Below are 25179 nucleotides of genomic sequence, written 5' to 3'. Positions count from 1 at the left end.
TGACGACCAGCGGTCTTGCCCGGTCTATGCAGCCGGTGGAAATCGGCGCCATGGGAGGAGTAGCGTGGCGGAAAACGCTTCATATCACTTCGTAATCGCCGACGACCATCCGTTGTTTCGCGGCGCGCTGAGACGGACGCTGGAGATGCTTTATGCCGATGCGGGCATATCCGAGGTCGGCACACTTGAAGATGCGGTGGCGGAACTCGACAAACGCGAGGAAGTCGACCTCGTGCTGCTCGACCTCTCGATGCCGGGAATGCGCGGATTTTCCGGGCTGATGTACCTTCGCGCGCAGTATCCGTCGGTGCCGGTGGTGATCGTCTCCGCAAACGAGGATCATTCCGCGATCCGGCGCTGCATGGAGTTCGGAGCTTCCGGCTTTATCCCGAAATCGCTCGGCATCGACGTCATCCGCGAGGCTGTGAAAATGGTCATGGAAGGTGGTACTTGGACGCCGCCGGATGTGGACCTGACCAGCGAAGACGATGCCGTGGCCGGAATGGTGCAAAGGCTTTCCACGCTCACACCGCAGCAAGTGCGTGTGCTGATGATGCTTTCGGAAGGGCTTTTGAACAAGCAGATTGCCTATGAACTCAGCGTTTCGGAAGCGACCGTGAAGGCGCATGTTTCCGCTATCCTGCAGAAACTGGGCGTCGAAAGCCGCACGCAGGCCGTGATCGCGGCATCCAAGATCGAACAGGGGCAGTGGCAGGCAGCTCTTGGAGCGTAAGCCTTGCCCGAAACAGCCGGAGGCGGTCCGCAGGCGGCGGCCGTTTACTATTCGGCAGCCTGCGGACTGCTGTGGTGGCGGGACAGGCGCGCGCGCAACACCGCGGGCTTGACCGGCTTGTTGAGCAATTCGATGTCCTTGTCTTCCGCTTCCGCGCGTACGGCACGTGAACGGTCCGCCGTAATCAGGATTGCCGGGAGGTCCGCGCCGAACTTCCAGCGCAGGGATACGACCGCATCGACGCCCGTACCTTCATCGAGATGATAATCGACTAGCAGGATGTCCGGCCGTTCGCCGATTTCCTGTATTTTCGCGGCCGCTTCTTTCGCATCGGCTGCGGTAATGACCCGGCAATTCCACCCGGTCAGGAGCACGGACATTCCAGCGAGGATGTTCGGCTCGTTGTCGATGGCGAGGACCAGCATGTCGTCAAGCTGATTGGCCGCAATCGCCGGCTGCGGGGCAGGCTGATCGGCGGGAATTGCCGCTGCTATCGGCAAATCGACGCGGAAAATGGAGCCTTTGCCAACGGTTGAGACGAGTTCGACCGGGTGATCGAGCACCCGGGATATGCGTTCGACAATCGAAAGGCCGAGCCCGAGACCGCGCGCTACCCGCGCACCGTCGTCCAGGCGGTGGAACTCCAGAAAGATCAGTTTCCTCTTCGAGCTGGGAATGCCCATGCCCGTATCGTGGATTTCGACCACCGCCTTGTTGGCGCGCCGCCGAACGCCGACGAGAACCCGGCCGCTCGCAGTGTACTTGATGCCGTTGGAGACGAGGTTCTGGAGGAGGCGGCGGAGGAGCCTGCGGTCCGAACGAACCGAAATATCCGTCGGCAGAATCTTGAGGTCGAGTTCCTTTTCCCGGGCAATGGGGCCGAAGTCCTTCCGAAGCGGGTCCAAAATCTCCTCAAGGCGGAAAACCGAATACTCCGGCTTCAGCGCGCCGGTATCGAGACGGGAAATGTCGAGGACCGCGCCGATGATCTCCTCCACCGATTCAAGCGAGGATTCGACGTTGCGCACGAGATCGCGGTTCTCGCTGTCGGCGAACCTTTCAACCAGGCTCGATGCGTAAAGGCGTGCAGCGTTAAGCGGCTGGAGGATGTCGTGTCCGGCAGCGGCCAGAAAACGGGTCTTGCCGATGTTCGCCTCGTCCGCCTCCCGCTTGGCGCGCACCAGTTCCTCGTTGACGCGGGTCAGTTCCTGCGTGCGCTCGCGCACGCGCCGCTCCAGCGTTTCATTGGCGCGGGCAAGCGCCTCTTCGGCCATCACCCTTTCGGTAATGTCGGTGTATGTGGTCACGATGCCGCCATCCGGCATCGGATTGGTGCGTACTTCCAGCACGGTTCCCGAGGAGGTGAGCCGTTCCTGAAAGGTTTCCTGATGAACGACGAGCTTGTCGATACGATCCGCAATGAGAGCGGGCACCGGGCCGGAGCCATATTCGCCGCGCTCGGCATTGAAACGGATGACGGCGTCAAGCGGCGTGCCGACCTGACCGTATTCCGCCGGCAAGCCGAGAAGTTCACGGAACTGCCGGTTCCAGCAGATGAGCCGCAAATCCCGGTCGAACACGCTGATGCCCTGGCGCACCTGGTCGAGCGCGGTCTGGAGCAGGTCTCGATTGTACTGAATGGCGGCGGTCGCATCGTCGAGCAGCTTCATCGCGCCCTTGCCCGAAGGATCCCGCCGCTTGACGAGCAGCGAAAGGACAAGCCGCGACGATGCCGCGCCGATGGCGCTTGCAAGCAGCTGCTCCGAAAAGCGAAGGATCTGCGGATCGGCGAGCTCCGCCTCGTCCATCTCCTGATTGTGCTCGCGGGCGAAGCGGGTAAAGGAGCGCTCGGTTCGTTCTTCGCCGAGATAGCGGGCAATCGTCGACTTCAGATCACCCACAGTGACGGACGTACGCCACAGCCGCAGGGAGGGCGCCGGCGACAGCTCGGAAGGTACGAAGATATTGGCCTGGAGCCGTTCGATCGGTTCAGGAGCGCGGGTGATGGAGACGAGCGTATAGGCGATCAGGTTGAGCGCCAGGCTCCAGAAGACACCATGAATGAAGGGGTCGAACGAAAGCGAGAAGAGCGCCTGCGGGCGGAAGAGCCACAACCCGAAGGGACCCGTCGTCATGAAGTCGCCGGAAATGATCCCCGACTGCGCGAATGTGGGCAGAAGAAGGGTATAGATCCAGACCGCGAAGCCCACCGTCATGCCGGCGATCGCGCCGCGCGCCGTGCCGCGTCGCCATAGCAGGCCGCCGAAGAAGGCGGGTGCGAACTGCGCAATCGCGGCGAAGGACAGAAGGCCGATGGAAGACAGTGCCGCCGTATCGCCCGCCGCACGGTAGTAGGCATAGGCCAGGATAAGAATGAAGAAGATCGCGACACGCCTGATGCGCAAAAGCAGCCGGCTCATGTCGTCGCCCGACGACGAAATGACCGCATCCTCCGAACTTTGCCGGAGGATGAAGGGCATGACGAGGTCGTTCGAAATCATGATCGCAAGGGCAACCGTGGCCACGATGACCATCGCGGTTGCCGCCGACAGCCCGCCAATGAAGGCGAACAGGGCAAGCCACGGCTTTTCCATGGCAAGCGGCAGGGCAAGCACATAGGTGTCCGGGTTGGTGCCGTCGTTGATGAGAATCATGCCGGCAGCCGCGATCGGAACGACGAAAATATTGATGGCTACGAGATAAAGCGGAAAAAGCCATGTCGCGCGGCGAAGCTCCGCGTCCGAGTTGTTTTCGGTCACCGTCACATGGAACTGGCGCGGCAGCATGAGGATCGCAAACAGCGACAGCATCGACATCACGATCCAGTTGCCGCCGCGAAGCGGCTGCGTGAAATTGTCCGTAACGGCGGGACTGCTCGCGATTGCGCTGAATACCTCGCCCGGCCCGTCATAGAGAAAAAACGTCACCCAGATGCCGACCGCGAGGAAGGCGGCGAGCTTGACGACCGCCTCCGAAGCGATGGCGAGCATCATGCCTTCCTGATGCTCCGTCGCATCGATATGGCGTGTGCCGAATAACCAGGCAAAGACCGCCATGCATACGGCAATCAGAAGCGCGATATCGCCGAAGACCGGGACATTCGCTTCGCCAGCCGGTACGCTTAGCTCCGCGATCATGGTCGTGACCGAAAGCGAAACGGCCTTAAGCTGCAAGGCGATATATGGAATGATGCCGACGACGGCGATGATGGTGACGACGGCGGCGACCGACTGGTTCTTGCCGTAACGCGCGCCGATGAAATCCGCAATCGAGGTTATGCGCTCGGTCTTGGCAAGCCGGATAATGCGGCGCAAGAGCGGATAACCGAGGGCAAAGACGATGACAGGGCCGATATAGATCGTCAGGAATTCGATGCCGTTGCGTGTCGCCCCGCCGACCGAACCGAAAAATGTCCAGGACGTGCAGTAAACGGATAGCGAAAGCGCGTAGATGAGGGGACGCCCGCGGCCAGGTACGATATGGCGCGAAACACGGTCGCCGTAGCTTGCGATCGCAAACAGCAGGATCACATAGCCGAGCGCAGACAGGATGACGACCCATCCCTCAAGCATGACCTTGCGTTTCCTCCAGCTTCACTTGTTTTCCGCAAGATCGGAGCATGTTTGGGCTGGCCTGTCCATTCTGCCTTGTGCGAAGGCTTTTTCGATCGTGGATGGCGCGAGCGGATGGAGAGAATCCGCCGTGGTCGAAAACGTGACTGGAGACGGCGCGGGCGAAGCGCGCATATAGTGTCGAGCCGAATCGTATTGCCGGGAAAGCCAAGGACGTGACCGAACTGCTGCCATCATTGCGCAAGCAAGCCCGCGACGCGCCTGAAAGCGGAATCGTGGAGGTGATGAATTTCGCGCGCGAACGCGAAGACCTGATCCCCCTTTGGGTTGGAGAGGGAGACCTCAAGACGCCCGAATTCATTCGCCAGGCGGCAAACCGCGGGCTTGAAGCGGGCGAGACCTTCTACACCTATCAGCGCGGCATCCCCGAGTTGCGCCAAGCGCTTGCCGATTATCATTCACACCAGTACGGCGGGAATCTTACGGCGGAGGAGTTCTACGTCACCGGATCGGGCATGCAAGCCATGCAGATTGCGATCCAGTGCGTGGCGGGTGAGGGAGACGAGGTCATCCTCCACGATCCGGCGTGGCCGAACCTGGCTGCGGCCGTGGGCGTCATGGGTGCGAAGGCGGTGCGTGTGCCAATGCGGTTTTCGCCCAATGGCTGGAGCCTCGACGTCGATCGCATGTTCGATGCGGTGACCCCGCGCACCACGGCGATCTATCTCAATTCGCCATGCAATCCGACCGGCTGGGTGGCGGACCGCGAAACGCTGAAGGCGGTGCTGGATAAAGCCCGTCAACGCGGGCTCTGGGTTATCGCCGACGAGGTTTACAGCCGTTTCGTCTATGGCGCCGAAGCCCGTGCTCCGTCGTTCCACGATGTGGCGGAGGAGGGGGACAGGATCCTTTACGTCAATACGTTTTCGAAGAATTGGGCGATGACGGGCTGGCGAATCGGCTGGCTCGGCGCGCCCGCGGAACTAGGCCAGGTCATCGAAAATCTGATCCAGTATTCAACGTCCGGCGTTGCCGGTTTCATGCAACGAGCGGCCATCGCTGCGTTAAATCACGGGGATGGTTTCGTTGAGGAACAGGTTGCCCGTGCAAAGACTGGACAGGCGCTGATCCGGGAGGTTCTCGATGACGCCGAACAGGTCATATACGCCCCGCCGGAAGGCGCATTCTATTTGTTTTTCAAAGTGATGGGCTTCGATAACAGCCGTGAGACGGCCAAAAAGATCGTGTCGGAGACCGGCGTCGGCCTTGCGCCGGGTGCGGCTTTCGGCCCGGCGGGCGAAGGGTATCTGCGGCTTTGCTTTGCCCGAAGCAGAAACGATCTGGCGCAAGCGGCGGAGCGGCTTCAAGGCTGGCTGTCGCGTTGACGAAACGCAATCCGATGGGGTACGGATTTTTTCGTAGATCGTGAAATAACATTCTCCTTCAGGAGATGAGTTCGGGCCCCTTTACCATGCGCGAGGATCACAGCGAGAGCCTCTCGACAGATGCCAGCGTTTCGAAGGCCCGCCTGCATAGCGTGCTCGATACGGCGGTGGACGGCATCGTCGTGATGGACGACCGGGCGCGCATCATCCTCTACAACAAGGCATGCGAGCGGCTGTTCGGCTATTCCGCCGAAGAAGTGCGGGGGCGCAACGTCAAGATGCTGATGCCCGAAGATTATGCCAGGCGCCACGACGGCTATGTGAAACACTATCTCGACACCGGAGAAAGGCGCATCATAGGCATCGGGCGCGAGGTGAGGGCGCGCCATCGCGACGGTACGGAATTTCCGATCGAGCTTTCCGTTGGCGAGGCGCATACGCCCGAAGGCCGGCAGTTCATCGGCATCATGCGCGACATCAGGGCCCGAAAGGCGGTGGAAAAGCGCCTGGCCCAGGCGCAGGCCCAACTCGTCAACATGACGCGGATCAACGCGCTTGACGAAATGGGCGCTGCGATCGCCCACGAGCTGAACCAGCCGCTTACGGCGATCATGCTCTATCTGCAGGCCATCAAGCGCAAGACAGATAATATCAACAGCCTGGACGATACATTCGCCAGTGTGATCGAGAAAACCGTCAAGGAGGCGGAGAGGGCAAGCCAGATTATCCAGCGCATGCGCCAGTTCGTGGAAAAGCGCGATCCGGAACGCAAGCCCGTCGATGTGTCCGAACTGCTCAAGGAATGCCTTGAGCTCGCCAGCCTTGGCGATGCCTCGCAGGAAATCGAACTGAGCCTCGAGGTCGAGGACGACCTTCCCATGCTTCATGCCGACCCGGTGCAGATTCAACAGGTTGTGGTCAACCTGATGCGAAATGCCATGGAAGCCGTGAAATGCGCTTCGTACCGGGCAGTGAAGGTTTCGGCAAACAAGACCGATACACATCTGGTGATTGCCGTTCGCGATTCCGGCCCCGGTGTCCCTCCCGAACTCGTGCCGGATCTTTTCAAGCCATTTTCCGGGTCGAAGCGGCGGGGCCTTGGCCTCGGGCTTGCGATCTCCAAGTCGCTTGCGCAAAACCACGGCGGAGACTTGATCGTGGAACCTGGCGGCGAGCAGGGCGGTGCCGTCTTCAACCTGAAGCTTCCGCTGCTCGCGGCGGGCGAGGCGCAGCCGGCAGAGCGTGCCGAAACTATCTGAAAGGATAACTGAATGTCAGAGCCATCCCCGTCGATCCATATCGTGGATGATGATCCAGCGGTTCGCGATGCGCTGTCCGTCGTGTTCGAACTGGACGGATTCGACGTGGAGACGTTCGAAACCGGCGACGATTTTCTCGAGCGGATATCCCAGACGACGCCTGATAGCGTCATCATAGACGTTCATATGCCGGGACGCTCGGGCATCGAAATCCTTAGCATCCTTCACAACAGGAATTTCGACAGGCCAGTTTTCGTCATCTCGGGTCAGGGCGACATCCCGATGGCCGTGGAAGCCATCAAACAGGGAGCGCACGACTTCATCGAGAAGCCGTTCGATGCAGAAACCGTGGTCGGCAGGCTTCGCGAAGCAATCGATGCACGCAAGCGAAACGATGAAAAGGGTGCGCCGGAGCCGGGAGAATTTCCCGGCGCGGAGCAACTTACGCCGCGCGAGCGGGAAGTGCTGGAACAGATCACGGCAGGTGCCTCCAACAAGGAAGCCGGACGCGTACTCGGCATAAGCCCGCGCACGATTGAAGTGCATCGCGCACGCATCATGGAAAAGCTAGGCGCGCGCAACGCCGCCGACCTTGTGCGCATCGTATTGACCGGCGAGGCCCCCGAAGGCTGAAGCCGACGGGGCGCAAGGCCGCCGGGCGTTCACGATTTTCTGAGCAATCGTCTCCCATTGGCGCCGCAGCGGGCTTTCCCAGGCGGAATCGCTGACAGGATAAGGTCTTACGCGTTTGTCCGTAGTTCTACCGCGGCGATAAAGAGCTATAGTTTCACGGTTCCTTTCAGTGAAGAAAATGGACCAGACTGCTCGTGACGATCCATATCGTTGAAGACGATCCGGGCGTGTCAGACGCACTCGCGTTGCTTCTCGCCTCAATAGGCCATGAGACGGCTACCTACCCGGATGCCGAGTCGTTCTTCGAGGTAAACCCTCCGGGTGACCGCGATACGGTGATTGTCGACCTGGGACTGCCGGGGCTTACGGGGATTCAGGTGATCAGATGGGTCAAGCGCCTCAAGCACCAGCCGAGAGTTATCGCTATTTCCGGACAATCGAGCAGGGCGATCGACAGGCTTCTCGACGGTGAGACCGCGGATGTTTTGCTGCGAAAGCCATTGCAGGAGGAAACGCTGCTACGGCATCTTTAAGCGAATATCTCGACCTGTATTGCCGCCGAGCCGGACGACACGGTGCCGGGGCGCGACATTTTTGATAGGTAGGATGACGTACGGAAACGACCGAATTTATCCAGATCAATCAAAAAGCTAGGGTGCTGGCGAAGCGATGGGGAGAGCGGCGTCGGACGGGGCGCCGGTTTGCCGAAGGAACTGGCCAATATGGCCGGGTCGCCGCTTCATTCCAAATCTTCATGCCGTTTACAGGAGGGTGGCATGGCTTACGTTGATCGTGGTTTCAATTCGGGCGGCGGACGCGCAGCGCCGGCAAATTCCGAGTTTCCAAGGGTTGGCATCCAAAACGACTGCACTCTGCGTCCGATGCGTCACCCGCAGCATTCCGTGCTTTTTTACGAAGGCGACAAGGCGGAGCGGCTCTACGAGCTCGACGAAGGCGTCGTGATGCTCTTTAAGCTTTTGCCCGACGGACGCCGGCAGGTGGTGGAAATTCTGAACGCGGGTTCGGTATTCGGTCTGTCTGCAGGAGAGGTGTACGACTGCACGGCAGAGTCCCTGACGCCGGTCAAGGTCAGCACGCTGGATCGAAATTCCCTGGAAGCCTCACCCTCGCTCCAGCAGTATGTGACGCGCTGCCTGCTGACGCAGATGGAAACGCTGCACGATCATGCGGTTCTTCTCGGCCGCAAGTCTGCGATGGAGCGTGTCTCCACTTTCCTGATGCGCATGGTGCCCAACCGCGGCGGCTTCGCATGCGCCGGCCCCGCAGAAGACGGAACCGACGACAGTCGCAGCGTTACCTTGCATATGACACGGCAGGAAATTGCCGATTATCTCGGCCTGACGATCGAAACAGTTAGCCGGGTAATCTCGGAGATGAAGCGCAGGGGCCTGATCTGCATCGAGCGTCAGGACCAGATAAGGATCGTCAACGTCTGCCGCATGTGTCAGATGACCGGCATTCATTAACCGCCCGGGCGGTGCGGCTACAAATTCCGGGCGCACTTGACAAGTTGCGGCATTCGCCTGTTTCTTGCTGGTGGAAGAGATTGCAAATCTCTCTCTGTGTTCTGGCCCCGGCCTTTCGGTCGGGGCTTTTTTTTCGAGTTCTTGCGATCAAACGGCCATCGAATGGCGCGCCACCCCGCGCTCGAGATACGCGTCAAAAGCGGCTGCCGCCACGCGAACGAAGGGCCGCCCGGCCTTGGTCATCTCGACGTGGCCCTTGTCGATCGTGACGATACCGTCGCGGACGAGCTCCTCCAGCGCCTCGAATTCCTGCGTGAAGTCGTAATCGGCCAAGCCGAAGTGGGGTGCGACTTCATGCACGCTGACGGCGTAGTCGGTCATCAAAGATTCGATTATCGCGGCACGCATGCGATCGTCGGCATCAAGCGCGATGCCGCGCACGATCGGCAAAACGCCGCCTTCGATCAATCGCGCCCATCTGCCGACGTCCGGTGCGTTTTGAACGTAGCCTTGCGGGAGAAACCCGATGGACGAGGCGCCGAATCCGATCAGGACCTGCGCCGTATCGGTGGTGTAGCCCTGGAAATTGCGGCGCAATGTGCCGGCATTCAGGGCCAGGGCCATCGAGTCGCCGGGCAAGGCAAAATGGTCGAGGCCGATCTCCTCATAGCCGGCCTCCACGAGTGCGTGGCGTGCACAATCGGCAAGCTCGATACGTTCATTGGCGCCGGGAAGGGCTGCTTCGTCGATGAGCCGCTGATGCTTCTTCATCCATGGTACATGGGCGTAGCCGAAAAGCGCGATGCGCCCGGGAGCGAGCCGGCTTGTGAGTTCGATCGTGTGCAGGATCGTGTCGCGATTCTGGTGCGGTAGGCCATACATCAGGTCGAAATTGATCGCCGTTATTCCAACGCCGCGCAAAAGCTCCACCGAGCGGGCAACAACCTTGAACGGCTGAAAGCGGCCGATTGCCGTTTGCACCTTTGCGTCGAAATCCTGCACGCCGAGACTTGCGCGGGTAATGCCTGCATCGGCGAGCGTTTCAACAAGCTCCGGCGAGACCGTGCGGGGGTCAAGTTCGATCGCATGTTCAAGGTCAGGCGCGAATTCGAAGGCGTTCTGTAGTGCACGAACCACCTTGAGAAACGCATTTCGCGGCAGGAGGCTTGGCGTGCCACCGCCCCAGTGGACATGGGCGACGCGTCGCCTTGACCCGAGTTTTTTTGCCGTGAGTGCGATTTCCTTCACCATGGTCTCTGCGTAGGCGATAACCGGATCGTCGCGCCTTGCCGCCTTGGTGTGACAGCCGCAATAGTGGCAGATGTGCCGGCAATAGGGCACATGCAGGTAAATCGAAAGGTCCAGCCCGGCATCGAGTTCATCGAGCCATTTGCCGTAGGCTGCGCCGTCGATGCCCGCATGAAAGTGCGGGGCCGTCGGATAGCTGGTATAGCGCGGGACGTTTCTGGTTGCGTATTTCTGTTCTAGCGTGCTCATGCCGCTGAGGTGACATGCGTATGCGCACCGTGCCTTGATTTTGCTCAAGTCGGATCAGTTCACCGGAATTTTTTATCCTCTATGGAGCGACGATCACCCGTTATGAGCAAGCCACTTAAACTCTTTTACTCCCCGGACAGCGCGAATCTCGTCGTCCGGTTCGTGCTTGAGGAACTGGAACTTGCCTATGAAGACGTTCTCCTCGACCGGTCTTCCAGGGAACACATGAAGCCGGAGTACAGAGCCCTCAATCCGCAAGGACTTATCCCGGTGCTGGTCGATGCGGAGCAGGATGCGCCGATGTTCGAGACCGGCGCCATCATCCTTCACCTTGCCGACCGCGCCGGCCGGTTGGCGCCGGCGCCCAACTCACCGTCGCGCGGGAGCCTTCTGAAATGGCTGTTCTATATCTCGAACACTCTGCATGCGGATTTACGCGTCGCCTTCTACGTTCACCGGTATGTCGAAGGCGAGAAAGACGCGGATACGCTCAGAAAATCCGTGCTGCGGCGCGTTCAAAGCCATTTCGCGCTGCTGGATGCCGAACTTGCCAAGGGTGGTGGAAAATACCTGATCGCAGAAACCTTCACCGTCGCGGATTTCTATCTTGCGGCATGCGCGCGCTGGGCGCAGCTCTACCCAACGGGTTATGAGCAGGACCTTTCGCAGCATCGCCATCTCGTTGCCTTCCTGAAAGCGCTGCAGGAACGCGCGTCCGTCAGGCATTCGGCGGAGCGCGAATCCATAAAGGGTAATGTTCTGCTGCACCCGAAGATGCCGGAAACGGATTTGGCCGCAGTGCTGGGGTGAGCGGTTCGTAGGGAGAAGAAAACGAAAATCAATGTTTCCATATATTGATTATATGAATCAATAATGCCTTTGAGGAAAGAGCGCGATATAGAGGCGCCGTCACACTCATGAACCGGTTTCCGAAGTTGTCGCTCTCGCTGCCCTCATCATCCATTCTCGCCCGCGTCGCAGCAACGCTGCTTCTCGGCACGCTTGGAGGTTTTGTTTTCGATCTCGCCGGTCTGCCGGCTGCCTGGCTTTCGGGGGCGATGATCTTCGTTGCGGTCGGGACTTTCTCGAAAGTGCCGACGATGATCCCGGACAACTTGCGAAACGGAATGTTCGTGGTGCTTGGCGTGTCCATGGGAGCAGGCGTCAGGCCGGATGTGGTCGAGCGTGTCAGCGAATGGCCGGTTACAATGGCGGTCCTGGTGGTGGTCGTATTCGCGATCACCGCCGCAACATATGCCTTTCTTCACTTCGTCGGAAAATGGGATCGGGAAGCCGCATATTTCGGCGCGATTCCGGGAGCCTTGTCTTTCGTTTTCGCTCTGGCGTCGGACCGTTCGGCCGATCTTTCGCGTATCGCGGTATCGCAATCTTTCCGTCTTTTCGTGCTGATCGCGCTTCTGCCCTCGCTGATCGCCGGAACCGCGGAACACCCCATGACGGCGCCTGCACCACCCTTGTACCCGGGCGCGGGCGAAATGATCGTCATATTCGCGCTATGCATCGTCGCAAGCATTGTCGCAGTCAGGCTCCGCCTGCCTGGAGGCTGGCTGACGGGCGCGTTTTTCATGAGTTCCGGGCTTAACGCCTTCGGCGTATTTCCGGTGGCGCTCCCGCAGTGGATGGTTATCCCCTGCTATATCGCGCTAGGTTCCATGGTGGGTGCGCGTTTCGGCAATACCAATCTTTCAATGTTCATGAAGCTGCTCGCCGCCTCCGTAGGCGCATTCATCGTCGGCTTCGGAATTTCCGTGGTCGCCTCCTACGCGGTTTCCCAGGCATTCGGGCTGCCGTTCGGCCAGATGCTGCTGGCTTATGCGCCGGGAGGGCTGGAGGCGATGACACTGCTTTCCTTCATCCTGAATTTCGACCCGGCGTTCGTCGCAAGCCATCAGCTCGCCCGTTATATCGGCATGGTCCTGCTTCTTCCCTTTGTCACCCGCATCGTACTGGGACCGAGGCAAACGGCCGGGGCCTGATGGCTTCGCTCAGCCTTTCCAACAAAACCTGGAGCGAATTGCGATTGCGAAAGCGATCCGGCCTTCCCGGGCAGAGCTCCAGTTGCGGGCGGAACGTTTCTCGGCGATAGTTCCATACCCTTGGGGCAAGTGCGTATCCCGTTCGTATCGTTCGTGTTTCGGGACGCGCATATCGTCGCAGAGGCGAATGGCATTCCTGCAGATGTAGCCATTCGGACATAAACAAGTTGACCTGGATCAAGGCGGGTTCGCACCGCTCGGCCATAAGTCGGCCTGATCCATTCGGGATTGGACGAACCAACGGACCTGGGGCGCGAAAATGGCTCAAACAAAAGCCAAATATCTCACGATCGAGGAGGGCTTCTTCGCAGCCTTCCTCTTCGTGCTCGCATTTGCCTGTGTGATCATCGCCGGCAAGACATACGATCAGGTGATGGCGTTTCACACGTCGATCGGCGCGCTTTTCGCCGCCGTCGGCGCGTTCGTCATCTTCAAGAACTATTTCAACGACGGCGGGATAGAGATACCGCAGGAAATCGGCGGCAAGCCGAACTACAACCTCGGGCCGATCAAGTTCGGCGCGTGGGCTGCCGTTTTCTGGGGCGTTGCGGGTTTCACGGTGGGCCTGATCATCGCGCTTCAGCTTGCCTATCCGGTGCTGAATTTCGATCTGCCCTGGACCAACTTTGGGCGATTGCGCCCGCTGCATACATCGGCGGTGATCTTCGCCTTTGGCGGCAACGTTCTTCTGGCGTCGTCATTCTACGTCGTACAGCGCACATGCCGCGCGCGCATGCCAGGCCGAATCGCGCCATGGTTCGTCATTCTGGGCTACAACGCCTTCATCGTGATCGCCGGCACGGGCTATCTGCTAGGCGCGACCCAATCCAAGGAATACGCGGAGCCGGAATGGTACGCCGACCTATGGCTGACAATCGTCTGGGTGGTCTATCTCTTCGTCTTCATGGGCACGCTGTGGAAGCGCAAGGAGCCGCACATCTACGTCGCGAACTGGTTCTACCTTGCCTTCATCGTCACGATCGCGATGCTGCACATCTTCAACAACCTGACGATCCCGGTCTCGGTGTTCGGTACAAAGTCCTACATCCTGTGGGCCGGCGTGCAGGACGCCATGGTGCAGTGGTGGTACGGCCATAACGCCGTCGGCTTTTTCCTGACCGCCGGCTTCCTCGCCATCATGTACTACTTCATTCCCAAGCGCGCCGACCGGCCGGTCTATTCCTACCGCCTGTCGATCGTGCACTTCTGGGCGCTGATCTTCCTCTACATCTGGGCGGGCCCGCACCATCTGCACTACACGGCTCTGCCGCAATGGGCATCGACGCTTGGTGCGACCTTCTCGATCATGCTCTGGATGCCTTCATGGGGCGGCATGATCAACGGCCTGATGACGCTTTCGGGCGCCTGGGACAAGCTACGCACCGACCCGGTGTTGCGCATGATGGTGGTCTCGGTCGCCTTCTACGGCATGTCGACCTTCGAAGGGCCGCTGATGTCGCTTCGCTCCGTCAACTCCCTGTCGCATTACACGGACTGGACCATCGGGCATGTGCATTCAGGCGCGCTCGGCTGGGTGGGCTACATCTCCTTCGGCGCGCTCTACTGCCTCATCCCGTGGCTGTGGAACAAGCGTCAGGTCTATTCCCTCAAGCTCGTCAACTGGCACTTCTGGATCTCCACCATCGGCATCGTGCTCTACATCTGCGCCATGTGGGTGTCCGGCATCATGCAGGGCCTGATGTGGCGCGCCTACGACCGGCTGGGTTTCCTTGAATATTCCTTCATCGAGACCGTGGAGGCGATGCATCCCTTCTACGTGATCCGGGCACTGGGCGGAGCGCTCTTCGTCATCGGCAGCCTGATCATGGCCTACAACCTCTATATGACCGTCCGCTACGGCGAAGCCGAAGAAGCCGAAACGGCTTCCGGCGAAGCCCTGGCTCCGGCCGAGTGAAGACGGGGAGCAAGAACATGTCGCTTTGGAAAAAGCACGAAATCTTCGAAAAGAAGTCCTTCGTCCTGCTCGTCGGCATCGTCATCGTCATTGCGATCGGCGGCCTGGTGGAAATCGTGCCCCTCTTTTACCTGAAGAGCACGATCGAGAAGGTGGAGGGCATGCGCCCCTATACCCCGCTGGAGCTGGCCGGGCGCAATGTCTACATCCGCGAAGGCTGCTACCTCTGCCATTCGCAGATGATCCGCCCGATGCGCGACGAGATCGAGCGCTACGGTCATTTCTCGCTGGCGGCGGAATCCATGTACGACCATCCGTTCCAGTGGGGGTCCAAGCGCACGGGGCCGGATCTTGCCCGCGTCGGTGGCAAATACTCCGACGAATGGCATCACGACCATCTGGTCGATCCGCGTTCGGTCGTGCCTGAATCGATCATGCCGGGCTATCCCTTCCTCACCGGGGAAAGAGTGGAAGACCGGGAGATCGCGGCGCACCTTGAGGCGAACGTGGTTGCGGGCGTCCCCTACACGGAAGAGCAGATCAAGAACGCCAGGCTCGACCTTCGCGCGCAGGCCGACCCGGAGGGAGACGATGTCGACGCCTTCCTGGAGCGCTATCCGAATGCCATCGTTCGCGACTTCGACGGGAACCCGGGAGAAGTGACCGAGATGGACGCGCTCATCGCCTATCTGCAGATGCTGGGCACGCTGGTCGACTTCTCCATCTACGACGACAAAGCGAACCTGCGCTGAGGAGGGGGCAATGAACGAATCCTATACCACCATGGCCTCCTTCGCGCAGACCTGGGGCCTTGTCTACTTCGTAATCATTTTCCTCTGCGTCCTTGCCTATGCCTTGTGGCCGAAGAACCGCAAGCGCTTCGACGAGGCCGCACACATCCCCCTGCGGGAGGATTGATCGATGGCTGATGCACATTCCAAGGAAATCGATACCATCTCCGGGGTGGAAACAACGGGGCACGAGTGGGACGGGCTCAAGGAGCTCAACAATCCGCTGCCCAAATGGTGGCTTTACATCTTCTATGCAACGGTTGTGTGGGCGATCGGCTACTGGGTGGTCTATCCATCCTGGCCGTTGATCTCCAGCTACACGTCTGGCGTGCTCGGCGACTCTCAGCGCGCGGATGCGCTTGCCGCCTATGACGCCGGGCTTGAGAACCGCGCGAAGACGGGCGAGCAACTGATCGACGCTTCTCTCGAGGACATCCGTTCGACGCCGGAACTCCTTGAATTTGCCATGGCAAGCGGCCAGGCCGCATTCGGCGACAATTGTGCGCCCTGTCACGGATCGGGCGCGACGGGCGCGATCGGGTATCCGAACCTCCAGGACGACAAATGGATCTGGGGCGGTACGCTCGACGATATCCACCAGACAATCAGCTACGGCATCCGCAACGGCAACGACGAAGCGCGCTTCGGCGACATGCCGGCGTTCGGCCGCGATGGAATTCTGGACGAGGAGCAGGTGACGCAAGTCGCCAACTACGTTGGATCGATCGCAGGGTTGGAGGCCGAAGACGGCGTCGATCTGGAAGCCGGCAAGACCGTCTTCATCGACAATTGCGCCTCATGCCATGGCGAGGACGGCAAGGGAATGCAGGAACTTGGCGCCCCGGATCTGACCGGATCCAATTACCTCTATGGAAAATCCATCGAGGCCATCAAGAACCAGGTGAACAACCCGCGCAACGGCGTCATGCCGGCCTGGGCTCCACGCCTTGAGCCCTCGACCGTCAAGTCGCTTGCGGTTTATGTCCACTCGTTGGGTGGCGGCCAGTAGCTTCCATCAGCTGCGGGACACGCGAAAGGGCGCCGGACGGCGCCCTTTCTTTTTGGTCGGAAACCGACGCTTCATCGCCTCCTCACCGAGGCGTCCTGATTGTCAGTGCCGGATTGTGATCGAAGAAGTTGAAGGGCCGCAGCATGAAGCCCTTCCACATGGTGGACATGACCGGCCAGTCCTCCGTGTGGGGCACGTGATGGAAGCCCATCGTGTACCAGGTCACGACATCGGCGTTTTCGATCGGCCGGTCTTGCTCGGCCCAGGCCGATAGCGCGTCCGATCCATCGCTTTGGAAGGCGAATTCACCGCCCGCATAACGCTCGTTTCGGTTATAGGGCGTGTTCCAGATCGTGTATTCGATGTAGGCATTGCGCTTCATTGGCGGGTCATTGGCGAAGTCCAATGGGCCGTAGGCGACGCTGTTGTTGGGTACGATCATGTAGCCCGGCTTGTGGCCAAGCGGCCCTTCCACGTTCATGTTCATGACGTGGTACATGGCCGGCGTGTTCGGGTTGATCTTGTAGCGCCCCTCCATCTCCGTTTTCGCGGGGATAGTCTCCGTCACCCAGAACGAGCGGCGAAGCGCTTCGTCATGCGGACTGCCGGCCACGAGCCCGGTGCGCATGAAAGTGTTCTCACGCCCGTCAACGTCGAAGTCGAGCTTGAAGTTGAAGTAGTGATCGTGGTTGGGCGCGATCAGGTTCGGCGCGATTAGCGTACCGAAGCGGGTCTCGTCCTCAGCTCCTTCGTCGTTCATGGATTTCGCGGCCGCGCCCTTGACGGCGTCCAGCCCGGTGGAACCGACCATCACGTCGATCCGCCCGTCCTGATGAAAGACATAGTCGACGAGATAATCGTAGTTGCCGACTTCGGATGCCGAGCGCACCACAAGCTGGGTGGCGGGGCGGCCTTCCGCCGGCACGGCCTGATCTTCCGACTGGGCGAAGATTTCATAATGGCGCCATGCGGGATCGCCGATGTTTCGCTCGAAGATGCAGATCGCATCAGGTATGGAAAGAGGCGAGCCATCGTCCTGGTGAACCACCGCCGGCAGATAGGTGCCATGGGCCGGACAGTCCACGCCGGCGCGAAGCGGCGTCAGGAAGATGCCGAAACCATATTCGCCGCTGTCCATATATGTGCGCCAGAACCAGCCCTCGTCCGGATCCATGTAAGGAACGAAAACCTCCGACAAATGAGCCTGATAGATGACGGAGCGCCAGTCTCCGTCGTCGTTCACCTCGATATTGGAAACGACGACGCCGGGGCGTTTGTCGACCCGTACGCGAAAGCGCCAGATGTCCCAGTTTACGAAGCCGTTCTCGACGGTGAAATTCGCGCCCTCGGGCTGGGAAAGCTTTGCGGCGTTCATCTCCGGCCGCAGCTTGCCGGTGCGCTTTTCGACCTCGTCATCCGTATAGCCCCAAGCGTCTTCGGGGACGGGCACGGCGCCGGTGTCGAAGACCTCCACAACCTCGCGTGCATTGAGATCCACGACCGCATAAAGCCCCTCGATAGGCTTGGCGTAAAAATTGGAGCCTTCGGGCAGGAGATAGCAGGGGACCTTCATGAGCCGGCGCCCTTCCTCCTCCGGCAGGCCGAAGCGACCCGCAGTCAGCGGAAGGCAGAATACCTGGTCAGCCGTCAGCCCGCGCTTTTCGAGCCCCGCGACGAACTCCGGTGCGCCGGTTGCAAGCTCCATCGCGGTCAGGAATTCGGCGAGCAGGATCATCGTCTCGCCCGGAGCGGGTTCGACCGAGACAACGCTGTCGCCGGCGAGATCGACCTCGGCGACGAAGGCACCGTCGGGCGTCTTGAAGTGAACGGTCGCCGCACGCGGCTCCGGATCGCCTTCGTTCCAGGCAAGAACCACCGACTTTTCCGGCTCCTTCAAGGTAATATATGGAAAGAGCGTGTCGTCGCCTGCATTGCCGCTGTCTCTCAGAAGCTGAACCGCTTTTGAGATTTCGGTTTCGCTAAGGCCTTCGAGCGGATGGGCGGAAGCATAGGCGCCCGAAAAAGCCAGTAGCGCCGCGCATGCCGCGATATTTGTCCCTTTGTGATGAAGCCTCATGGAAGACCCTCCCGTTTTTGCAGTCGTTTTCGCCCGGGTTCGAACTTCTGAGGTTCGATCCCCGAATGGGTTCCATGGTATCCTAACGCCACGTTGGATCGGGAGCATTTTCAGCCAAATTGGCGCACGCGGTTGACGACGCCCGCGCGGGACATCGGACCGGAAGATAAAACGTGTAATCTCAAGGCCTTGTATTAAGCCTGGGTTCAGATCGATAACGCGTGTGTGACCGGCCCGATCGCCATGGATTGACACTTGTCAATGCCGCGGCATGTACGCTCGAATAGTCATCGCGGCAACGGAGTGCCTTGTCGAATGCATGGCGGCGGCTGGAGAGGTTTTCGGGCCGTGGCGGATCGTCGCGCGGCCAACCTGTCGCACGGCAAATCCTTTCCGACAAAGGTATTTACCGGTGCGGAAGGGTGCCGGTAGATCGGAGAAGGGCGCTCTCACCATCTCAATGGTGGCGTGCGAGGGGCACGTTGCCGACAGAGCGAAGAACGGACGGTACGATGAACGCTCAGATGAAACCGGTCGCCGCACCTCAAGATGAGGATGCCTGGTTTGCCTCGGCCAAGAAGATATACCCGATGGCCGTGGAAGGCACCTTCCGCAAGATCAAGTGGGCGCTGCTTTTCGTCACTCTGGGGATATACTATTTCACGCCGTTCATTCGCTGGGACCGAGGGCCCGAAGCGCCCGACCAGGCGGTGCTGATCGACCTTGCCGGGCGGCGCGCATACTTCTTCTTCATCGAGATATGGCCGCAGGAAGTCTACTACATCACCGGGCTCCTGATCCTTGCCGCGATGGCGCTTTTCCTCATGAACGCCGTGGCGGGCCGGCTCTGGTGCGGATACCTTTGCCCGCAAACGGTCTGGACCGACCTGTTCCTGTGGGTCGAGCGGCACGTGGAAGGCGACCGGCGCGAACGGATAATTCGCGACAAGGAGCCATGGACGGCCAATAAGGTTGCGCGCAAAGGGGTGAAACACTTCCTCTGGCTTATGATCGCCTGGTGGACGGGCGGCGCCTGGGTGCTCTATTTCGCCGATGCGCCGACGCTGGTGGTAGATCTCGCTACTGGCCAGGCAGCCTTGGCGGCCTACGCGTGGATCGCGATTCTGACGTTCACGACCTACACGCTTGCAGGCCACATGCGTGAGCAGGTCTGCGTCTTCATGTGCCCGTGGCCGCGGATCCAGGCGGCACTGACCGACGATGATGCACTTAACGTCGCCTACCGCTGGGACCGCGGCGAACCGCGCGGCTCGCTCAAGGAAAACAAGAAACTGACGCTTGAGGGCCTGCCCGCGGGCGATTGCATCGACTGCTATCAATGTCTCCATGCCTGCCCGACCGGCGTGGACATTCGCAACGGCCTGCAACTCGATTGCATACAATGCGGCTTGTGCATCGATGCCTGCGACACGGTGATGACCAAGATCGGCAAGCCGACGGGCCTTATCGGTTACGACACCGACGATAATATCAAGCGCCGTGCCGAGGGGCTTCCGACGTCCTATCGCATCATCCGTCCGCGCACGATCGTCTACGCGGTGATCATCCTCGGTGTTGCCGCGATCATGGCCTTTGCGCTCGCTACGCGAGACGTTGCAGGCATCAACGTGCTGCACGACCGCAACCCGATCTACGTGGAGCTGTCCGATGGCACGGTGCGAAATGGCTATACCGTGCGCTTCCTCAACAAGGAGCCGTCTGAGCGCGATTTCGTCCTGTCGGTGGACGGAATGCCGAAGGAAAGCAGGATTGAGGTGGTCGGCGTGGACAAGACCGTCGACGGAAAGCCGGTGGTTACCGTCGGCCGCGACCAGACCCGCGAAGTGCGCGTGCTTGTCTTCTCGCCCGAAGGTGTCACCATGCCGAAATCGACGCCCGTTACGTTCCGCATCTTCGAGCTTGCCTCGGGCGATGAGGCGACGGCAAACGATTTCTTCAAGGCGCCCTGAGGGGCGCCTTGAAGGGGCCAAGGATTTACGGAACCGACCATGCAGGCAAACACGGCACCCCGCTTGAAAACCACGGAAAAACGCGTGACGGGACGTACCGTCCTGATATGGCTTTTCGGATTCTTCGGCGCGATCTTCGCGGCGAACGCAGTGTTCATCTGGCTGGCGCTTGGCTCTTTCCCCGGCGTTGCCGTTGAAAGCTCTTATAAGGCCGGGCTTGCCTATAACGAGGAAATCGCCGCATCCAAGGTGCAGGCGGACCGGCACTGGGATGTTGAAGCGAAGGTCGCACGACGAGGCGACGGCACGGCGGACATTACCGTCGCCGCCCATGACGAAGCCGGCGCGCCCTTGAGCGGGCTTGTCTTCACCGCGACCCTCATCCGGCCCGCAAGCGCGGAAGCCTACCGCGTCGTCGCGTTGAGCGAAGGCGAGAGCGGGCGCTACACCGGCATCGCATCCGGTCTGAGCGAAGGGCGGTGGATTCTCGAACTGGAGGCGGACGGTGCGCAGGGGATTGTCTTCCGCTCCCGCAACCGAATGTTCCTTTCCGCCGAGTGACCGGCGCCCGTGAGGCGGATTTCATGAGTGTGCACGAGCGCGATTGGGACTCTTTCGTCAGCATGGCCGATGACGGCTCGATGCATATGGATCTTGCGGTGGAAGGCGTAACCTGTGCCGCCTGCATGGTGGAGATCGAACGCGGGCTCTCCGGACTGCCGGGCGTGACGAATGCCAGGCTGAACCTGACGAGCCACCGGCTTTCCGTCGATTGGAGCGAAGGCGAAACTGCTCCACAGACAATCATCGACCGGCTGTCGGGACTCGGTTACGCGGCGCATCCGTTTGACCCCGCGGAGGTTCGCGATCGAGGCGACGCCCAAGGCCGCGAGCTTTTGCGCTGCCTGGCTGTCGCCGGGTTCGCGGCGATGAACATCATGCTGCTTTCGGTTTCCGTCTGGTCCGGAAACGCAACGGACATTACGGTGGAAACACGCGACTTCTTTCACTGGCTTTCCGCGCTGATAGCCCTCCCGGCAACGGCTTACGCGGGCCGCCCTTTCTTCCGCTCCGCATGGTCGGCGATCAACGCGCGGCGGCTTAACATGGATGTGCCGATCGTCCTTGGGGTGTTGCTGGCGCTGTTTCTTTCCATCGTCCAGACGCTCCAGCACGCCGAACACGCCTATTTCGAATCCGCGGTGATGTTGCTCTTCTTTCTGCTGATCGGACGTTATCTCGACCATGGCATGAGGCGGCGTACGCGGGCGTTCGCGGAAAATATCGCCGCGCTCAAGGCCGAGCGTGCGGCAAGGTTGCTTGACGACGGGACGGTGCGGGAAGTGCCCCTTTCAAAAGTTGAGCCGGGCGAGCGTGTGCTCGTGCGTGCCGGCGAACGGGTGCCTCTCGACGGGGTGGTGGAGGAGGGGGTCTCAGAGATCGACCAGAGCCTCGTCACCGGGGAAACGGCGCTCAAGGCCGTCGGTGCGGGGCAAACCGTCTACGCCGGCACGCTGAACGCTTCGGGCAATTTGACCGTGAGGGTGACCGCGGCCTCCGGCGAAACGCTGCTGGATGAAGTCAACCGGCTGCTTGAAACGGCAACTCAAGCGAAATCGGCCTATGTGCGGCTTGCGGATCGTGCGGCCGGCCTTTACGCGCCTGTCGTGCATCTGGCGGCTGGGCTGACGTTCGCCGGGTGGCTCTTGATCGGTGCGGGATGGCAGCAATCGCTCGTCGTTGCGATATCCGTTCTCATCATCACCTGCCCTTGCGCTCTTGGACTGGCTATCCCTGCCGTTCAGGTGGTCGCCTCCGGATTGCTGTTCCGCTCCGGGGTATTGCTGAACTCTGGCGATGCGATCGAGCGTCTGGCCGATGCGGATACGGTCGTCTTCGACAAGACGGGCACGCTAACGCTTGCCGTGCCTGAACTCGCCAACAAGGACGACTTTCCGCCGCACGTACTTGAAGAAGCCGGTCGGCTCGCTCTTTCGAGTCGCCATCCGCTGGCTGCCGCGCTCGCCGCAGCAAGCGGGGCCGAACATCCGCTTGCCGATGCCCGCGAAGAACCCGGAAGCGGCGTAAGCGCTTTCGATCGGCAGGGGCGGGAGGTTCGTCTCGGCAGCGCGCTTTTTTGCGGGATCGATCCGGCGATGACGGCCGACCGGGCCGAGGCACAGGCGGGCGCATCGCTGATCGTTTACCGCGATGGTGGCGGGAAGTGTCATGTCTTCTGGCTGCAGCAGCAATTGCGCGAGGACGCTCGCGAGACGATCGATCGCCTCAAGCGCATGGGTCTGGAAATCGAGATCCTTTCCGGAGACCGTGCGGCCCCCGTCGAGACGGCCGCGAAAGCGCTTGGTGTCACGCGCTGGAAGGCGGAACAATCTCCCAAGGACAAGATTTCCCGTCTTGAAGAACTTGCGCGGGAGGGACGGACGGTTCTTATGGTCGGCGACGGTCTCAACGACGCGCCGGCACTTGCAGCAGCGCATGTTTCGATATCGCCGGTTACGGCCGTGCATATCAGCCAGTCCGCTTCCGATGCCGTATTCCTCGGAAAGCACCTTCACCCCATTGCCGACGCTCTTCACATTGCCGGAAATTCGAAGCGTGCCATGGTCGAAAATCTTGGATTCTCCGGGCTTTACAACGTGATTGCGGTACCGTTTGCCGTTCTTGGTTTCGTTACACCGCTGATCGCCGCACTCGCCATGTCGGCTTCCTCGATCGTGGTGACGGCTAATGCGCTTCGTCTTCGCTTCGGCCAGGCCGCGCGCGGAGACCGCGGCTGATGGATGTTCTGATCTACCTGATTCCGATTGCGCTTTTCCTCGGGCTGCTCGGGCTCGGCGCATTCCTGTGGTCGCTAAAGTCGGGCCAGTTCGATGACCTGGAAGGTGCGAAATGGCGCATCCTCAGCGATGAAGACCTGCCAGACGCCGAAGAAAAAAATGACAGCCAACACCCGGCTCGCGATGGCGGTCGCGCGCGGTGAAAGGGTGGTCGCGGCCTGTCGAGCGCCTGCATAAATGAAAACCCGCTGTTAACGGCGGGCGGTACAGGCTTGCATCGAACGGCGGCGATCATCCTTGAAGTCTTCGCGTCAACCCTGAAGCCGCTTGGAAAAAAATTATGCGGGTCTTCGAATTTTCCTTGGGCCGGATAACCGCTTTTTCAGACTTAGATGCCATGTTCCTCGCTAAAGGAGGATGCTCGCGTTGAGTCTGGATCTCGCATCTCTGACGTTTCTGCTCGTTGAGGACAGTGCCTACATGCGCACGATCCTGCGTACGATGCTGCAGGGATTCGGCGCAAGACGGATCGTCGAGGCCGAGGACGGCGCGTCGGGCCTTGAGGCTATGGAACGCGCAAACCCGGATATACTCATCCTCGACTGGGTCATGCCGATCCTGGACGGCGCGGATATGGTGCGCATGATCCGCAGTCCGCAAAATCCATTCGCCTATATCCCGATAATCATGGTCACAGGCCATACGGAGCGAAGCCGTATCGTCGAGGCGCGCCGGCTCGGCGTGCACGAGCTTCTATCCAAGCCGATTTCGGCAAAGGCGCTCTATCAACGTGTATCGAGCGTCATCATGCACCCGCGCGACTTTGTGAAGACGCCAAGCTATTTCGGCCCTGCGCCACGCGAAATCCGCAATCGCCAGAAGATCTGGCAGGGCGTGGAAGGTCAGGACGGCCAACGCCTGGCACTGGGGTGATGCCGACCTGACTCGCCGATACCCTTTATAATAGCGGAGGCTCGCAAGCTGCGGGTTGAGGAGCGTGATGCAACGGGATTAATGTCCGGTATCGATACGCATCAGGCGCTACGAACGGATGGATCCTGGAAATGGCTGGCGAAACAATGCGGACGGGCGAACCGCGCATGATCGTAATGTCGGCGCCGAACGGCGCCCGCAAGATGCCGAGCGATCACCCCGCGCTGCCGATCACGGTCAGCGATATAGCGCGCACCGCCGCCGAGGTCTGCGACGCGGGCGCGTCGATGATCCACGTGCATGTACGCGACAGGGCAGGTGCCCATCTTCTCGACGCTCACGCTTACAATGATGTAACGCAAGCTATCCGCCGTGAGGTGGGCGAAAGGCTCGTCGTTCAGATCACGACGGAAGCCGTTGGGGTTTATTCCACCGTCGAACAGGTAAAGCTTGTGCGCGATGTGCGCCCGGAAGCGGTTTCCCTTGCTGTCCGCGAGATCGTTCCCGACGAGGCGCATGAAGAGGACGCCGCGAAGTTTTTCATGTGGATGCGTGACAACCAGGTGGCTCCGCAATTCATCGTCTACGACACAAACGACCTGAAGCGGTTCTACCATCTGCGTGATAGAGGACTGGTTCCCTTCGAGAAAGCCTTCCTGCTCTTCGTCCTGGGACGATATACCGAGCCGGGTTCGGCCTCGGCGCACGACCTTGTCGATTTCCTGCAGGTTGCCGACCAGCGTGATGTCTGGTCCGTCTGCGCCTTTCAGGACCTTGAACACAAGGCTACGGTTCTATCCGCAATCCTGGGAGGGCATACGCGTGTGGGATTTGAAAACAACACCATGCTGCCCGATGGCGCCACGGCTGAAAACAATGCGCAGCTCGTGCACATGGCTGTGCAGGTAGCCACGCGCTTTGGCCGCAAGCCGGCAACAGCGGATGATGTGCGCGAAATCCTCGGCATGAACTGATTCGGCAGCGTCTCAAACGCGATTGAAGTGTAGTCTACGAGCCTCAGGTTCCGGTGCAGATACCGCGGTTAGCATGTGGTGTGAGGACT

The 25179-nt window shown here is 60.2% G+C and carries 21 protein-coding genes; 18 read left to right on the top strand and 3 right to left on the bottom strand.

Translation table 11 applies throughout. The annotated features are described in order from the left end of the window. Window positions 1-64 precede the first annotated feature (64 nt). Complete coding sequence (locus GR183_RS13400) at window positions 65-733, top strand: response regulator (protein ID WP_312846831.1); 669 nt, start codon at window positions 65-67, stop codon at window positions 731-733. A gap of 47 nt (window positions 734-780) precedes the next feature. Here the strand turns inward: GR183_RS13400 and GR183_RS13395 are convergent, their stop codons facing one another. Further along, window positions 781-4305, bottom strand: a complete 3525-nt coding sequence (locus tag GR183_RS13395) for a PAS domain-containing hybrid sensor histidine kinase/response regulator (RefSeq protein ID WP_160776145.1) — start codon at window positions 4303-4305, stop codon at window positions 781-783. 215 nt (window positions 4306-4520) lie between these two features. Between GR183_RS13395 and GR183_RS13390 the strand changes: the two genes are divergently transcribed. The 5 genes from GR183_RS13390 to GR183_RS13370 all read left to right on the top strand — a co-directional run bounded on the left by GR183_RS13390 (window position 4521) and on the right by GR183_RS13370 (window position 9069). Then, entirely contained in the window at window positions 4521-5690 is a 1170-nt protein-coding gene (locus tag GR183_RS13390) for a pyridoxal phosphate-dependent aminotransferase (RefSeq protein WP_312846830.1), read from the top strand. 86 nt (window positions 5691-5776) lie between these two features. After that, entirely contained in the window at window positions 5777-6949 is a 1173-nt protein-coding gene (locus GR183_RS13385) for a two-component system sensor histidine kinase NtrB (RefSeq protein ID WP_160776144.1), read from the top strand. 12 nt (window positions 6950-6961) lie between these two features. Further along, the gene (locus GR183_RS13380; protein ID WP_160776143.1) at window positions 6962-7582 is read left to right on the top strand and encodes a response regulator transcription factor; all 621 of its coding nucleotides are present in this window, start codon (window positions 6962-6964) and stop codon (window positions 7580-7582) included. A gap of 194 nt (window positions 7583-7776) precedes the next feature. Beyond that, window positions 7777-8115, top strand: a complete 339-nt coding sequence (locus GR183_RS13375) for a response regulator (protein ID WP_312846829.1) — start codon at window positions 7777-7779, stop codon at window positions 8113-8115. A gap of 243 nt (window positions 8116-8358) precedes the next feature. Then, window positions 8359-9069, top strand: coding sequence for a Crp/Fnr family transcriptional regulator (locus GR183_RS13370; RefSeq protein ID WP_160776142.1), 711 nt, complete (start codon window positions 8359-8361; stop codon window positions 9067-9069). 147 nt (window positions 9070-9216) lie between these two features. On the opposite strand, the gene hemN is transcribed toward GR183_RS13370, so the two are convergent. Further along, on the bottom strand, window positions 9217-10566 hold the full coding sequence (gene hemN, locus GR183_RS13365; RefSeq protein WP_160776141.1) for an oxygen-independent coproporphyrinogen III oxidase: 1350 nt from the start codon (window positions 10564-10566) through the stop codon (window positions 9217-9219). 102 nt (window positions 10567-10668) lie between these two features. On the opposite strand from hemN, the gene GR183_RS13360 reads away from it, so the two are divergent. From GR183_RS13360 to ccoP, 6 genes are all read left to right on the top strand, one after another. After that, window positions 10669-11376 carry a glutathione S-transferase family protein gene (locus GR183_RS13360; RefSeq protein WP_160776140.1) on the top strand — a complete coding sequence of 236 codons (708 nt, stop codon included), beginning with the start codon at window positions 10669-10671 and terminating at the stop codon, window positions 11374-11376. Between the two features lie 107 nt (window positions 11377-11483). After that, window positions 11484-12563, top strand: a complete 1080-nt coding sequence (locus tag GR183_RS13355) for an AbrB family protein (protein WP_160776139.1) — start codon at window positions 11484-11486, stop codon at window positions 12561-12563. A gap of 319 nt (window positions 12564-12882) precedes the next feature. Beyond that, window positions 12883-14538: a cytochrome-c oxidase, cbb3-type subunit I gene (ccoN, locus tag GR183_RS13350; protein WP_160776138.1), complete on the top strand. Its 1656-nt coding sequence runs from the start codon at window positions 12883-12885 to the stop codon at window positions 14536-14538. Between the two features lie 17 nt (window positions 14539-14555). Then, on the top strand, window positions 14556-15290 hold the full coding sequence (gene ccoO, locus GR183_RS13345) for a cytochrome-c oxidase, cbb3-type subunit II (protein WP_160776137.1): 735 nt from the start codon (window positions 14556-14558) through the stop codon (window positions 15288-15290). Window positions 15291-15300: 10 nt separating this feature from the next. Then, window positions 15301-15456, top strand: coding sequence for a cbb3-type cytochrome c oxidase subunit 3 (locus GR183_RS13340; protein ID WP_160776136.1), 156 nt, complete (start codon window positions 15301-15303; stop codon window positions 15454-15456). Window positions 15457-15459: 3 nt separating this feature from the next. Further along, window positions 15460-16338, top strand: a complete 879-nt coding sequence (gene ccoP / locus GR183_RS13335; protein WP_160776135.1) for a cytochrome-c oxidase, cbb3-type subunit III — start codon at window positions 15460-15462, stop codon at window positions 16336-16338. 82 nt (window positions 16339-16420) lie between these two features. On the opposite strand, the gene GR183_RS13330 is transcribed toward ccoP, so the two are convergent. Further along, window positions 16421-18415, bottom strand: coding sequence for a copper amine oxidase (locus GR183_RS13330; RefSeq protein ID WP_160776134.1), 1995 nt, complete (start codon window positions 18413-18415; stop codon window positions 16421-16423). A 512-nt stretch (window positions 18416-18927) separates the two neighbouring features. Between GR183_RS13330 and ccoG the strand changes: the two genes are divergently transcribed. The 6 genes from ccoG to GR183_RS13300 all read left to right on the top strand — a co-directional run bounded on the left by ccoG (window position 18928) and on the right by GR183_RS13300 (window position 25090). Further along, window positions 18928-20385 carry a cytochrome c oxidase accessory protein CcoG gene (gene ccoG / locus GR183_RS13325; protein ID WP_208999852.1) on the top strand — a complete coding sequence of 486 codons (1458 nt, stop codon included), beginning with the start codon at window positions 18928-18930 and terminating at the stop codon, window positions 20383-20385. 84 nt (window positions 20386-20469) lie between these two features. After that, window positions 20470-20946, top strand: a complete 477-nt coding sequence (locus GR183_RS13320; RefSeq protein ID WP_208999851.1) for a FixH family protein — start codon at window positions 20470-20472, stop codon at window positions 20944-20946. Window positions 20947-20969: 23 nt separating this feature from the next. Next, entirely contained in the window at window positions 20970-23183 is a 2214-nt protein-coding gene (locus tag GR183_RS13315; protein ID WP_160776132.1) for a heavy metal translocating P-type ATPase, read from the top strand. Next, entirely contained in the window at window positions 23183-23386 is a 204-nt protein-coding gene (gene ccoS, locus GR183_RS13310) for a cbb3-type cytochrome oxidase assembly protein CcoS (protein ID WP_160776131.1), read from the top strand. The genes GR183_RS13315 and ccoS overlap by 1 nt, the downstream gene beginning before the upstream one ends. A gap of 214 nt (window positions 23387-23600) precedes the next feature. Next, window positions 23601-24116 (top strand): response regulator, encoded by a 516-nt coding sequence (locus tag GR183_RS13305; RefSeq protein ID WP_160776130.1) that lies wholly within the window; start codon window positions 23601-23603, stop codon window positions 24114-24116. A gap of 131 nt (window positions 24117-24247) precedes the next feature. Beyond that, window positions 24248-25090 (top strand): beta-keto acid cleavage family enzyme, encoded by an 843-nt coding sequence (locus tag GR183_RS13300; protein WP_202396083.1) that lies wholly within the window; start codon window positions 24248-24250, stop codon window positions 25088-25090. Window positions 25091-25179 lie beyond the last annotated feature (89 nt).

Origin of the sequence: Stappia sediminis, assembly GCF_009826895.1 — a bacterium.
Taxonomy (GTDB): Bacteria; Pseudomonadota; Alphaproteobacteria; order Rhizobiales; family Stappiaceae; genus Hongsoonwoonella; species Hongsoonwoonella sediminis.
This window is presented reverse-complemented; position numbering and strand designations above follow the sequence as displayed.

Coding starts and splice junctions, on each gene's coding strand:
- GR183_RS13395 (WP_160776145.1), bottom strand. CDS start 4,305: ATGCTTGAGGGATGGGTCGTCATCCTGTCTGCGCTCGGCTATGTGATC.
- GR183_RS13385 (WP_160776144.1), top strand. CDS start 5,777: ATGCGCGAGGATCACAGCGAGAGCCTCTCGACAGATGCCAGCGTTTCG.
- GR183_RS13380 (WP_160776143.1), top strand. CDS start 6,962: ATGTCAGAGCCATCCCCGTCGATCCATATCGTGGATGATGATCCAGCG.
- GR183_RS13370 (WP_160776142.1), top strand. CDS start 8,359: ATGGCTTACGTTGATCGTGGTTTCAATTCGGGCGGCGGACGCGCAGCG.
- hemN (WP_160776141.1), bottom strand. CDS start 10,566: ATGAGCACGCTAGAACAGAAATACGCAACCAGAAACGTCCCGCGCTAT.
- GR183_RS13360 (WP_160776140.1), top strand. CDS start 10,669: ATGAGCAAGCCACTTAAACTCTTTTACTCCCCGGACAGCGCGAATCTC.
- GR183_RS13355 (WP_160776139.1), top strand. CDS start 11,484: ATGAACCGGTTTCCGAAGTTGTCGCTCTCGCTGCCCTCATCATCCATT.
- ccoN (WP_160776138.1), top strand. CDS start 12,883: ATGGCTCAAACAAAAGCCAAATATCTCACGATCGAGGAGGGCTTCTTC.
- ccoO (WP_160776137.1), top strand. CDS start 14,556: ATGTCGCTTTGGAAAAAGCACGAAATCTTCGAAAAGAAGTCCTTCGTC.
- GR183_RS13340 (WP_160776136.1), top strand. CDS start 15,301: ATGAACGAATCCTATACCACCATGGCCTCCTTCGCGCAGACCTGGGGC.
- ccoP (WP_160776135.1), top strand. CDS start 15,460: ATGGCTGATGCACATTCCAAGGAAATCGATACCATCTCCGGGGTGGAA.
- GR183_RS13330 (WP_160776134.1), bottom strand. CDS start 18,415: ATGAGGCTTCATCACAAAGGGACAAATATCGCGGCATGCGCGGCGCTA.
- ccoG (WP_208999852.1), top strand. CDS start 18,928: ATGAACGCTCAGATGAAACCGGTCGCCGCACCTCAAGATGAGGATGCC.
- GR183_RS13315 (WP_160776132.1), top strand. CDS start 20,970: ATGAGTGTGCACGAGCGCGATTGGGACTCTTTCGTCAGCATGGCCGAT.
- ccoS (WP_160776131.1), top strand. CDS start 23,183: ATGGATGTTCTGATCTACCTGATTCCGATTGCGCTTTTCCTCGGGCTG.
- GR183_RS13305 (WP_160776130.1), top strand. CDS start 23,601: ATGCTCGCGTTGAGTCTGGATCTCGCATCTCTGACGTTTCTGCTCGTT.
- GR183_RS13300 (WP_202396083.1), top strand. CDS start 24,248: ATGGCTGGCGAAACAATGCGGACGGGCGAACCGCGCATGATCGTAATG.